At 37.1% G+C, this 13,705-nt stretch carries 7 protein-coding genes; all 7 read right to left on the bottom strand.

Annotated elements, in window-relative coordinates; genetic code table 11:
- Positions 1 to 21 precede the first annotated feature (21 nt).
- The 7 genes from AM629_RS01180 to AM629_RS01210 all read right to left on the bottom strand — a co-directional run bounded on the left by AM629_RS01180 (position 22) and on the right by AM629_RS01210 (position 13,703).
- Positions 22 to 4,905, bottom strand: coding sequence for a putative adhesin (locus AM629_RS01180; protein ID WP_054475361.1), 4,884 nt, complete (start codon positions 4,903 to 4,905; stop codon positions 22 to 24).
- A gap of 577 nt (positions 4,906 to 5,482) precedes the next feature.
- A complete protein-coding gene (locus AM629_RS01185; RefSeq protein ID WP_054475362.1) occupies positions 5,483 to 6,457 on the bottom strand; it encodes a YopT-type cysteine protease domain-containing protein in 975 nt (324 codons plus the stop codon).
- Positions 6,458 to 6,550: 93 nt separating this feature from the next.
- Entirely contained in the window at positions 6,551 to 7,501 is a 951-nt protein-coding gene (locus AM629_RS01190) for a hypothetical protein (RefSeq protein ID WP_054475364.1), read from the bottom strand.
- 168 nt (positions 7,502 to 7,669) lie between these two features.
- The gene (locus AM629_RS01195) at positions 7,670 to 8,584 is read right to left on the bottom strand and encodes a DUF7587 domain-containing protein (RefSeq protein WP_054475366.1); all 915 of its coding nucleotides are present in this window, start codon (positions 8,582 to 8,584) and stop codon (positions 7,670 to 7,672) included.
- A gap of 197 nt (positions 8,585 to 8,781) precedes the next feature.
- Entirely contained in the window at positions 8,782 to 10,410 is a 1,629-nt protein-coding gene (locus tag AM629_RS01200) for a membrane-targeted effector domain-containing toxin (RefSeq protein WP_054475367.1), read from the bottom strand.
- Between the two features lie 287 nt (positions 10,411 to 10,697).
- Positions 10,698 to 11,597 carry a Pvc16 family protein gene (locus AM629_RS01205; protein WP_054475368.1) on the bottom strand — a complete coding sequence of 300 codons (900 nt, stop codon included), beginning with the start codon at positions 11,595 to 11,597 and terminating at the stop codon, positions 10,698 to 10,700.
- Positions 11,598 to 11,621: 24 nt separating this feature from the next.
- On the bottom strand, positions 11,622 to 13,703 hold the full coding sequence (locus tag AM629_RS01210) for an ATP-binding protein (protein ID WP_054475371.1): 2,082 nt from the start codon (positions 13,701 to 13,703) through the stop codon (positions 11,622 to 11,624).
- Between the last annotated feature and the right edge of the window lie 2 nt (positions 13,704 to 13,705).

Here is a 13,705-nt window from a genome sequence, read left to right on the forward strand (position 1 = left end):
CAAGTGATACAAAAAGACCTTTTAATTATCGATAAACAGAAAAGGGGCTATGCCGACGATTTTCTCTGTTATGAAATTACGATGCAGATTTACCGCAATAACTGAATAGATGACTGCGCCATCGGGGGTAAATGTTGCTTCCCGTCGCCGGCGTGAAAGAATAACAGTTGGTTCCAGCTTGGGTTCATAACCGCCGCCAAGGCCGGTATCATGAACTGATTTCATATTTATTCTGTTCAATTCTTCACGACAAGCAACAAAGGTTATTTCGTCGTACTTTGACATCCTTTCGTCTGTTTTCATCAGAGTAAAAATATCAGACAATTTTTTACGATTTCCCGCTTCTGGACTAACTAATAAGGCATCATATTTACTGGTAACAGTCTCGTCTGCTCTATTTTTCCATATTGCTGCTTTAACTTCCTCATCCGGCATTTTTTCGTAATATTTGATACCGTAATTTCTAACCTTACCATGGTTTGATGTATTAGCTTCTACTCCGGTAGCAAGTAAATAATTTTCAACATCATCGGCAGTCATATTCTGAATATCGTTTACGGTAAATGTCTTATCACCTATTTTTACACTGCTGGAGCTTGCTTTGCTGCCTGATTCAATCGTCGCATAAAGTTGCACAGTAAAACCACTATTACCCAATGTGACATCAAAAGGGGAATTCAAGGGATTTTCCGGTGCTTCCAATAATGTTTTGCCGTGAGGACCCAGAAATTGGATTGTTTTTCCTGCGGGGACTTGTGTCGCTGCACTATCAGAGAAAAAATATCCGTGGGAACTCAGCATCAATTTATTCGCAGATTGATTCGGTACCGTCCATAATTGGAATGCACCCCCAAGCTCAATTTTTTGTGGTTCAAATTGAGGATAACTTTCTTTCAAATGTTTAATTCTGGTTTCCGATTTTGTCTTTCTAATATCACCCGTTTCGATATCTGTTCCAGGTTGCTTATTTGCTTTCCTCCATTCTCTCACTCTATTTCGATAATCCGTTGCTGATTCGTTTGGCATTTTTTCAGGTTTGCCATTACCCACGCCCATTACGTTTCGGTGTGATTCATTGATGTTTATTTTGGTATTTGTCAGTGGGATTTGACTATCGCCTTTACCAGTATACGGTCGGATAACATACTCACTTTTGCCTTTAAATATGGCATATTCTGCTCTGAATCTATTTTCCGTCAATAAAGCGGAATTATTTTCTAGTAAATAATTAAGATCACTGAAATCAAATAATGTATTTTTATCGTTGACATAATATTTTGCTCCCACAATTCGCGACTCTTCCAGTAAAGAAAAGCCACCACTCACTTTCTTATCAATCACTTTGTTATCAATAGAAGTAAACCATGTTGGATAGCGATTATAGTAGATATGTAACATCTCGTGATATAAAGCGATAGCGGGTTCACGAGAGCGCCAGGGTTCCTCAATAAGCTTCTCTTCTGTATCAATAATATGATTATCAGGATCAAAAGTGATACTGCTGCCAGCGCTGTTACGGGCATAGAATTGCCCCTCTTTTTCACGTACAATTGCGTTCATGGTAGGTGGCTGAATATTTATACCTTGTTTCTCAATCTCTTGAATAACAATATTGCCGGATGGTATCCCCTCTATTTCATTGAGTATACGAGTGACTTGATTGATGAATATATCATTACCTGTTATTGTGATCCCGACAGGGGGAATATCGATATAGTTACTCTCTAACGATGTATACTGTACCGTTTTTAAGATATTACCCGAACTATATTTTGGCATCAGTGTGGTAGGTATTTCCTCGATGGAAAATGCAATTTTATTTACCACTGATTCGTTGTCAAAGGGAAAGGCTTTTCTTAATAAATAAGGAAATTCTGTTTTGATCGCATTAATTTTTTCAACCGAAATACTTAGGTTATTTTGCAATGGTAAGATGACTTCACGTATCCAGATCTGTTGGATATCTATTACCTCTGTGCTGAGTAGAATCGTGTTATCTCTAAGTTTTAGCGATTTTTCGAAAAAATGGGTTAACGTGTCAGTAATATCTGATAGTTTATCAATATCATATCTTTCACCATCTTTGAATGCGGTATTGATATGAATAAATGCATCCAATATATTATCATTATTAATATTTCTGTGTGCAGCTTCAAGTTCCTGATCGATTCTTTTACTTTGCTCCAGAATAATAAATTGATTAGATATATTGGCATGAGTAACCCAATGCCCATCTTTATCTAATTTAACTGCGGGCCAGTAACTAAATTGTTCGGGATAAGTTGGATTGACAACGCGCCAGGTGTGATTTGCATCATCCCATTTAACTTGATAGTGAGTGCTTGATTCCTTTATATAGTAGTTCTGTTTAACCGCTACTTCTACATTAGCAGGGCGTATTGAATAAATTCCTTTATATATTCCTTCATTTGTATGAAGGGCCATCCTATCGAGTGAAATATTTTTGACTTGCCATTCATTTTTAAGTTTACCTAATCCTCTGGTACTTTTTCCAAAAATATCAGCGAAACTTTTCTCAAGTTTAATGCTATTTCTCATGGCACCGACTGCGCTGATGACTCCCCGGTAAGTTAAGGTTAGTGTTGATCTGATAGGCAAAGGTTCGATTAAATCAATTAATCCACCGAGTATAATTCCAGAGGATTGACGTAAGGTTATTATTCCATGCTCTGGTAATGTCCTGACAACCGCTGTAATTAAAGCTCTTCCGGTCAGACCAGCTTGTCTGAGGCGCAATGTAGTTTGTGTTACTTTTGCGGCCATTGATTCAGTCAATGACATACCTAGGGTAGCAACAACCAAAAGCACATTTGCGGTATCAAAGACAATGGAACCAATATCCTCTCCCGTTAATTTATATTCACTATCGGTCGTTGATTTATAGATAACATTATAGAAAGGAATAAGAATGGTTGCTGCTATATGCCAACCAGAGGTAATGTCCAGCGCCTGTTTACTTTTTATTGCAATATCATTTAAACCTTGCTGGATGACTGTTGTCGTAACAGAAAGTAAGTTCTCTTCTTTATAAAAATTAAATCTAGGTGAACCAGTGAAACTAATTCCTACATTCATTCCTGACGTTATACCATAATAGTCATTCCAGAATGCATCGTAAGAATATTTATATCTGCTTGTTTCTGCGAAGCCGCTTAAGGTTTTGGCTCGTTCATAACCCGTTGGGAAAAGTCTTTTTCCGGTGTTGACTATCATATTTGGCATTAATATTCCCATGCCTATCTCAATTTTTCTTTCAATTAAAAATAATGCATTGGGTTTAGACATGGCACGTAAGGTCGGATTGTTATCAACTTGCTGCTGGGAGTATTTTTTTGCTTTCACGCCGCCTTGGATCGTTGAAACAACCAACCAATTACCTTGATACATTTTTATCATGGCGACATTTCCCATACCCTGTTCGACTGAATAGAGAAAAGCCTCTTCTGGTGGGTTAATAATCTCTTCGACAGTTAAGTGTGCAGCGGGAGATGAAAGGATTAATTTACTGAACGAAACAGATTCATAATGACTGTATTTGTTTTTATAAACATTAAATTGCTCATTAAAATTGTATTGTGAATCAAATTTATCTCTCTTTTTGAAATCGATAAAAGAAAAGTATCCTGCGGGCTTTACGTTGTTTTTATTGAAAGGGTTAAGTTTTCGTTTGTCGTTTTCGAATAATTTTATTGTTTCTAAGGTGGAGTAATTAAATGCTTGTTCTGTATTAGTATTCTCTTTTCTCATGCGATAAATAATTGCTGCTGTTAAAATAATACAGCCTTCCATTTCAATATGTTTTGATTCTTGGTAAAGAACATGGTCAGTATCATAGTGAATATTATTTCTTTTAAATAATAACTCAGCCTGATCTTGGGAAAAAATAATATCGCGATAATCACCATGACCTTTAGTCATTTTTTCGACTTTAGGGGCAATTTGATAGAGTAGAGCGCCTAACGAAGATAAGACTAATAAATGATATTTAGCAGCTTGTAGTGTTTGCAGGTCAAAGATGTCTTTCTGATTATATTCACTACGGTTTTGTTTTTTTATTGCTATCTCTTCTTTCGCTAATTGGGCTAATAGTATATCATCACCAATGTTAATACTTTGTTCTGTTTCTGGGTGAGTAATAGGTATACCTGGATTAATATTATTTAAGGCAATTAAATTCTCTACTTTTTCAATTCCTTTTTTATAGGATTTGAAAAGATTTGCTTTATCCTTAATTCGTTGGTTATAATCTGATTTTTCTTTATCGCCTAACTCTATATTACCATCTGACATGAAAGTGAGTAATACATCTGAATAGATCTTATCATCAATATCTCCTGTAGAGAATGCCTGACGATATATTTTCAGTAAAGGTTCTTCGGCATTGATACCAAGTTCTTCCCATATATCCACTTTAGTATTATTTGAATCTGTTTGGTCTTGATCGATTTTTTCCAGTTTGTCATAAGTTTCTATTTTTGCTGTTAAAATATTTATTGCTGCATCGATATCGCTTGTATTGTAATTTTTTATAAAAAACAAGTTGAATATATTGTTAATATTATTCAGTAACTCAGAATATTTTATTTCAGTATATTCATTGAAAACAGCGCTCACTGCATTTTTTAAAGTATGTTGTAATTCGGCTGAAAATTTGTGATAAGAAAATAGACCTTCTACTATATATAAAGCCATTTCTTTAATATCAGATGTTATCCAGATTGGATGATTTTGATTACCTTTCATGAGGGAAATAAAATCATTATTGTCATTTTTATTACTTTCTATCTCATATTGCCAATATTTCCCATTGACTACAGTATATTCCTTTTCTTTTTCCTGATAAACTTCGTTTTCATTTGTAATATCGTATTCGGAATTTGACATATAATCCTCCAGGTTGATTAATTTTATTATTTATATAGCTATCGTAGTAAGCTGATTCACAGAGATTACTATTCATGCCAACATATTATGTTGTAATTTTTAATCCTAATCGTAAGGCAGAGTGATTATAATCAAACTGGTGTAATATCAAATATCAATTAATAACAATATAAAACTATTAATTAGTCCAATTATATATAAATGTTTATCTATTGTTTTTTATATACGGATAACAAACAAATCGGTACAGCCGTTGAGAAAGATAGTGGAGGGATGTTCTTAGGGGATAGGAATATTGGTAAAGACTTTTTGTGATAAGTTGTAAATAGGATAAATGATAAATATTTGTAAATAAATGAAAGGAGAACGTTCTCATTGAGTTAAGAGGGAACGGGCTAAGTATAGGATCTGTGATGTGTGATGCAGCCGTGTATTTAGGGAATAATGTAATTAAATCACGACTGCGCAATTGAAAATGAATTTATAAAATTATTTTATGTTTTCCACTTGTTGATCGTAGTTGCTTGTTGTACTGCTTCATTAGCAGATTGTTCAATTGACTAGGGGGAGTGGTGAATTATGGTTTCTTAGGCTCGTAGTTGAAGACTTCGAATTGTTGCCCTAAACCGATTTCCAGGTTGTACCAGGATTTTGGCCAGAAATCGTCAGTGAACCAACGAGAAAACGAAGTTGTGTTCGGGAAGCTAAACTCGCCGAAGTTGGGATCAAAAAAAATGACACCTTTCTGAGCATCCACATAGGCAGCTACAGTATGTCCAGCCATTTTTCCGAAAAAACTTATCTTCTTGTAGCCTGATCCTTTATCACCCGTATCTAGAATGGCGTCTAATAGGTCTTTTGTACCTTTGGTACCGGTTTGACCCACTACCTTGGATGAGTGTTCGTCCATGTCGTCGTTTTCTTGCATGCTTGGTTGAATGCCTTGCGTACCAAGCCAGTACTCGGTCATTGTACTTTGTTCATCATCCAGATAGCCGTCCATCTGTAACTGCTTAATGGAAAATAAAGTGTCTATATGAAATTTTCCCTTTTGGCCCCCGACATAGAGTTGGTCAAAGATACTTTCACCCTTGGCATGGGCGCTTATCCAGTGAGCCGATATAGACTCACAGACACCGCCTGAGGTGTCTTTGTGTTTCATGATTTGGTCCAGGAAGGTACCTTTAGTTTGGGCAAATTTGAAGGTGACTTGACCGCCATATTTGCTCGCCGAATTTCGGACTTTGCCTAATCTGGTTCTGACCCCGAAATGCATCATCCGGTCCATTATCATGTTGGGAGAGAATCGACTCTCTTGGTTTTTTTTGCCATCGGTGGTTAACTCACGATCGAGCATAGAATGGCTTGGTAGGTTACGTTGTAGAGTGGCTGAGAAACGTTCGCGTAACCCGGGTCTTTCTCTGTTAGTGTATTGAGAATTAAGTTCTAATGGAGTCGTGGTATTTATACCCTCTTGATCATGTTCAATAGAATCCGTTAGCTTTATTGGGTATTTTTTGGGTTTTTCTTTTTCACTGTATTCGTGTTCCATATATATTACCTCTCAGTTAATTCTCTGCTAATAATTCGAATTTATTTTTGATAAGTAATTGCGATTCTCATATGCAAATCTCGTAAAATATAATCAGCTTCTTTTCTTTGAAGAAGAAAACACTCTCCCGAACAATGTGTTTAATCTAGATATTCTTTCACTATTTCCTTGAGCCGTTACATTTCTTTTATTACTCTTAGGCATATAATTTTGCCATAGCTCTGGATTTTCATCCCAAGGTGCAATAGCTTCTTTATCATCCTTGTAAAAATGAATTCTATCTCCGAGCCTTTCTCTATTTCGATAAGCATAACGTAATTCAGAAGCGGTAATTGACTCACCGGGGCCGGCTTCAAAAGAATCAGAACCTTTGGTTTTATTAACAACTTGTTCGATATTCAGACCATCAAGAACAAAATGTATCTTTGTTCTCCCATTTTTGGCAGCCATTTCTATACCTAATTTGCTGCCTCTTTTCCAAAGCAATTTAGGTGCTAATGCGGAAAGAGCCCATGAGTGATAATAATCAGAATCATACTTACTGGCTGTTTTTTCATATATCTTAGAAAGATTAAATTTAGGGTTTTTCTTTCCAGTATTAAAATAATCATTCCATAGAGGATACCATCCTCTTTCATCTGAAATAACATCCTGCTGTAATTTCTTTGACACTTTAATATTTCTAGAATATTTTTTGGGATCATCGAATAATTTTTCTATTTCCTTATCTATCTCGTCTGGGTCTTTTCCTGTATGCCTATCCCAAACATTCTTGGAAATACTATTATTATAAACATCTATAATCATTGGAATGCTCTCAGATTTCGTTGAATCAAAATCAGGATTAGCGCTTTTTATATAGCGTCCCCTTTTAGTCGCAAGCCCATAAAACAGATCGCCATTTTCTTGATTATAATGGGGTATTTCAGGACCCAATTCCAATGGGCTAGTCATATCCATATTTCCTTCGTTATTTGCAATAGTATCATTCAACTTAATTGATGACTTTCTCTGTTTTTCTTTCTCATTATAGTCATGTTCCATATTATCACCTTTAGGTTGTTTCTCATTATATTTGTAGTCATTGGAATAAATGTTTACATCTTTCAATTATAATTGGAAAATTAAGTTTAATTTTCCAATTATTGAATATTGGTTTTGATGTTTCAAAAAAATATGTCTTTCAAGGCTTAATTTAGCCTGTTTTTTGCATCAACTATCCGTGCGTGATCTTATATTTCTCGGTTTCTTGCGTTTTTGAAAGATAAATGATGATGACGGTAGATTGGCATCACTATCATGAATAGGAGCAGATTTTTTCTCTTCAAAAATTATTTTTTCTTCAGGAATGATGTTCTTTTTTTCTATAGGCGATTGGCTTGGATTAAGATTAGCAATCTGTTTGATCTCTTTTGGATCATTAATTACCCGTGTGATAGCGTGGCCTGGAATTTCTGGTGAAATTAGCACTTCTTTATCGGCAAAAGCGTTTTGAGAGATGTCGCTATTTGCGGTACTAAAGAAGGTATTACTCGGTTTATTCAGATCGAAGATTTTAGTCGTGTCAGGCAGCTTATTCACGTCGATCTCTATTATTGGCGACCAATTTTTTTCTGGTCTTAGCCTTCTTTCTGATACTGGCCCAGCCTGATTCCAACTCCTTACCGTATTCTGCGCGGCCCCTAGTTCGTCACCTGTAGAGATATAAGGGCTTAATATATTATCCCCGGAAACATGTTGTGCAATAGGGATATTAGCGTTGGGGGAGGTTGCTATAATTGAAGCATGTGTCGGCCATTCTTTTAATTTTTTATATTCATCGGCTCTACCTTGATGTGTCTTTTCAAGTTCCGTAAATAGATTACCATCAGGTGGCACTGAAACTTGATCTTGTGTAATAGGATCTCGTTTATCTGAGGCTATCATACGGATTGCACGGAATAATTTTTCTCGACCCGTTCTATTAATAAAATCCTTAGGTGTTTCATATTCATCTTCCATATTAGGCGTATTTTGATTATTTCTAGGTAAATCTAATACTGGTGCAAATAGTTTTTCTTCGTAATTATCTGACTGTGTTGATCGTTTTCTTTTTCTATCATTGGTTTTACCGTATTCGTACACCATAATTATCACCTATAAGTTTTTATACTTGTTATCTTTCAAGTTGCCTCTTTGTTGGCTGCGTTCACTTACCCCAGTCACATCGTTATCTATGCATCCTGGGGATGCGTTCACTTGCCGCCGCGCTGCAAATTGCAATCTATTGGGTATAGTGAAAAGTATTCATCTTTGGTTTTGTTATATTAGCAATTGTAATGTAATCAAGATGTTAATTGAATACGGGGTACTTCAACCACATCATCATAACGTTTGCGTTGGTTGATATCGTCGGCCTGAGCGGTAAAACGATTATTTTCATCTACCTTGAGGGCTGGCAATCCAAGACGATGGGTAATGCCTGGTAAAAAGTGATCAATACCTTCATGGGATTGCAGATGAGCATTACCATAGATGGCAACGAACTTCTCTCCCGCAGGCAATTGTTGTAAACGCTCAACTGCCACATTATTAGCCGCCCCGGCACGATACATCAGGCCATGCTTTCCTTCGGAAGGGCGAGTTGTGCTGTTGTTATCTAGAGCAATGATTTTCATCTGCTTGCTTCTGGCCTGTTCAAACAAATTTGTAGATAAATGCTTGGTCTTAAGCATTGCGGCCAGCTCAGCGGGCATGGGTTCATTCTCGTTTGTCAGGAATTTATCTATCAACGGTTGAGCTAAATCTGAGCGTAAGTGCTCCAGACCAATGACCGTCACGCCATGCGCTTTTAATACATCCATCTGCTCTTCGACAAAACGTAATCCGTTCAGATCTGAGCCATGACTTTCACCGATCAGTAACCCTTGACGATCTTTAAGTAAAAGAGACAACTGGCTATTCAGATCCATGCTGTTATCCAATTGATGATTAAATTGCGTCAGCGCATCTGAGGAAAATTGCTTATCCCAGGCAGCGACATCCGTGTTATGTGAGCTGTGATATATTGCTTCCATTTGTGCCAATCTGCCTTGTTCCAGTTGGGTCAGATAAGCCGGATTAGCAAACCGGTTGAGTAAAATTGTCTCTTGTGATTTAGCAGAACCTGGTTCGGCTTGTTTGGCTGCTTCCTTAAGGAAATAGACTGCCATCTTCACACTTTCAACTCCTCCGGTCATATCTAGCAGCTCGTTATAGCTGTAGCCAAGATGGGCCTGTTTATTCTGTTCATCAAGCCGTGCATGAGTCAGTACCCCTTGACTTTGGGCAGTATCCAGCCACGTTTTGAAGTCATTAAATTGATCGCCTAGCTCCACGTGGAATTTAGGTTCAAAGGGAAGATTGTCGGGAACTTTTCCCTGATAGCCTGTTTTGGCCGCAAGATAGGGATCTTCTTTCACCCAGCGTACCATCAGGTCGGTCAGCCCAGGTGTATTACCTTTGGCCTCATCACGGGCAATCTGGTAGATCTGTGATGCCATTGCAGGGCGGGTTTCCGCCACTTCCAACAATGGGTTGCGTACTTCCTGCAAAGCACCGGTAAACATCAAGTCTTCCAACTGTGTCTGTGTTCTTCTCAGGGCAGTATTACGTTTAGAATCAGGATGTTCCTCAAGATAACGGGTAATACGTCGATGTAATTCGAAACCTGCCGTGAATTGCTCATTGCCACTCAGATTATGGAGATGCTCAAGTTCATCCAGAATTCCTTGATAGGAGGGACCAATCCGTTTGGCAAAGATCGCAGCCCCTTTACGTAAATTATCGCTGGTGATGAGGTCATGGAGTAATGGATTGTTCTGATGACTTTGAGGCAATTCTAGTGCTTGTTCCGATGATTTCTCTTTAGCATTGCCTAATTGAATCGACGGTTTTTTTGTTCTTTCGACGGTTTTATCGTGCTCAAATACCATATTATCACCTGTGAATTTTCAGTAAGAGGCATGTTGGAAATAAATACTATATGGATTGGCTATTGTCATTTTATTTTTTAAAAATAAAGTTAAGTGTATTTTAATATATAAATAAAGTGATTTTGTAAAAAATATTAATTGGTATTGAAATGATTGTTTTTATATCCTTTATCTTTCAATTTGCTGCTTTCACTCACCTTAGTCACATCGTCATCTATGCTCCTGGGGATGCGTTCACTTGCCGCCGCGCTGCAACTCTAAATCTATTGGGTATATATTAATGTAAATTAAAGGTTTTGAACTCCTTTTAATTGTTCTGATTTGTATTCTGAAACAATAATATCAATATTATTTATCCTGACAACAGCACTATGGCTATTTTTCCAGGTTGAAAGAATATCTTTTATTTTGGATGAATAATCAAAGTGGGTAATGCCAGAAACTTCAAGAATAATATTTTTATTATTCTGATTTTCATTATTTTCCTTAATAGATTTGGTTATCAGATTTACTTTCGCAAGGGCAAGGTGAACATCTTCTGTACCCCCTAAATCGGCACACAATTTGTTAAATAAAGCTTGGTTGATTTGCACATTATCCAGATTTGATTTTTGATCCACAGAAGTGGAAATTTGGCTAACGGGTTTTATGGTCTCTTTAATATCTTGCAGTTTTACCGGTGCGGTAATTGAATATAATAAAGAAAGGCGAGGGCGATTGCCGAGCGCTTGCCAAAAGTTACCTAAGCTATTTAGATTTTCTTGTGGTGGAATGACTCTGGTATATGCACCAGGAATTTTAGGTAATTGTCGATTGTTAACCAATGCATTTAAAATCGCTGTCATGACTTGCGCAGCTTGATTATTTGGTTGACTATCAGGATTAGCGCTATCGCTTGATGATTTACTTGGATGCCAGTAAGTAATTAAGTAGTTATAATTAATATTTACCCATCCTGGCAATAATGAGTTGGTGATGGGATTATAGCTCTTTGGTTCAGCAGCGCGTAATTGTAGATCTTCGTGTATATCATAAAGAAATACACTGACTGTGGGGGCTTCTGGGGTTGAATTTATTTCGGGTAGATCAAAGCGGATATCAATATTCTTTAAATACTGAGATAAAATATTATTTAATGCGTTATTAACTTCAATAATAGCATTGTTAGGATCAATTATATTTATCATATTAACTCCAATTCTATTAAATGTTTAAAAAACCAATCGACCAGTTTTATTTAATTCAAGTATCACAGCTCGCTCTATGTGTTTATTTTCAATGTGATCACCATTATCATCCGCGGCTAATATTGATGATAATAAGGCAATATTTCTGATATTAGCACCGGTTAGATTTGTTTGTTTAGCCAAATGCTCAAAATCAAGTTTATCTGATAAATTAAGTTGTTCAGGCCAAATAGCTTGCCACATGGCTTTGCGTAATATTTCATCGGGGTAAGTAAAGCGGGTAATAAAGGTAAAACGGCGATTAAACGCACTATCCAAATGGCTGCGATTGTTGGTAGCTAAAATCACCAACCCCGGATAATTTTCTAATCGCTGTAATAAGTAAGAAACTTCAATATTAGCATGTCTGTCTTGAGCATCTTTGGTTTCACTACGTTTGCCAAATAGAGCATCGGCTTCATCAAAAAACAACACCCCGGAATCGGCTTCGGCCAGGTCGAAAATACGGGAGATATTTTTTTCGGTTTCACCGATATATTTATTCACCACGGTAGAGAGATCGACTTTAATCAGATCAACGCCAAGATGCCCGGCAATCACTTCTGCGGCCATTGTTTTACCCGTCCCTGATTCGCCGTAAAATAGGGCGCTAATACCGGTACCATAACCTATTTTCTCCTGAAAACCCGCGTTTAATATTTGGTCTCGGTAATGAATGGCGGCAATAATTTCTTTCAGTTGTTGAGTTAATCCCTCTGAAATCACTAAATCATTAAAACGGCGTTTGGGGGTTATCCGTTGGGCTAATTTGCCGAAATTTTGTTGGGCGCGGAAATTTAACGCTTTACGCAAATCGATCTCCTTTAATGGGTCTTCCGGTTGCCGGAGTATTTGATATTGACTCGCTTCTTTAATAATTAACGGTAACGTTTCGGGAGTAAATGAAAAGCGCTGACATAACTGAGTAAGATTAATTTCACAATCGGTATTATCTGGCAGATTTTCTGTCAGCATCGATTTTTTCTCTGCCAGCGTGGCTATAGGCATCTCAATGTGTACCATTGGCAAGTGTTGAATCCATATGAATGAATCTCCCGGTTCTACCAGACAAACCACGCGTAATTTTGGTTGATTCAGCAGGGTGGATAATTCGCTTTGCCATATTTTCTTTTCCCCTGCAAGTAAAGAAAAATTACGAATTAATAAGCAAGCATCGTGTAGCCGGGCTTCCCGTATTGCATCTGTTAACAGGCTAGGTTTAGTATTGGTATTCCCTTCGTCCGGTAGATGGGTTAAATCAAGAACTAAGGTACTGATATTATGAAATGCCATAATATTACTGACCGCTAATTCTCTGGCACTGTCCTGTTTTCCTTTGAGGATCACCAGTGGGCGTACTTCATCTATTTCATTTAACAATATCTTGTTAAGTGAATGATAAAGGGTTTGCGGATACCAAGTCTGTGAGATAGAAGAATGCCAATAAGCACAGGTTATCAGGGGAGGTAAAATAACCCGTTGGCCGGATAAAAAATGCCAGACGCTACTGTGCGTTAAGAATTGCGTTTGTAGCCAAATGGGTTCCTCTTGGTTGTTGATCCGTAATAAATGATTACTGATTAATGGAGCTTGCGGTAAAAAATGGTTTTGAAATAATTGCCAATCACTTTGGTGTTGACTAAATAATTCAATTGCTAAAGCAAAACTGGGCCACTGTTTTTTACTGTTACCGTGTAGAGTAGCAAATAGCGCATGATAACGGTTGTCGAAATGCGGCAATAAACCTAATAATAAGGCATCACGTTCAAATTCAGTGAGTTCAAAACGTTCTATCAACAATGATAATGTACCGGTGATAGATTCATTCTCTATTTCCTTGTAATCAATAATATCACTTTGTTTTAACCAATGAGGTATGCCTAATGGTTTTACCAAACGTTGTTCTATTTCATCTTCGGTAAGTAAAAAACTCTCTGGTAAGGAGTCGTACCAATCTCTCTTTTGATAATAGTAGCGTTGTAATAGCAGATCAATACGCTCCAAATGAGGATAAATCCAACGTGATTCTGCTGCCATACAGTGGTTATTTTTTAGAGGGAAGTTCATAT

This window comes from Photorhabdus heterorhabditis (genome assembly GCF_001280945.1).
Taxonomy (GTDB): Bacteria; Pseudomonadota; Gammaproteobacteria; order Enterobacterales; family Enterobacteriaceae; genus Photorhabdus; species Photorhabdus heterorhabditis.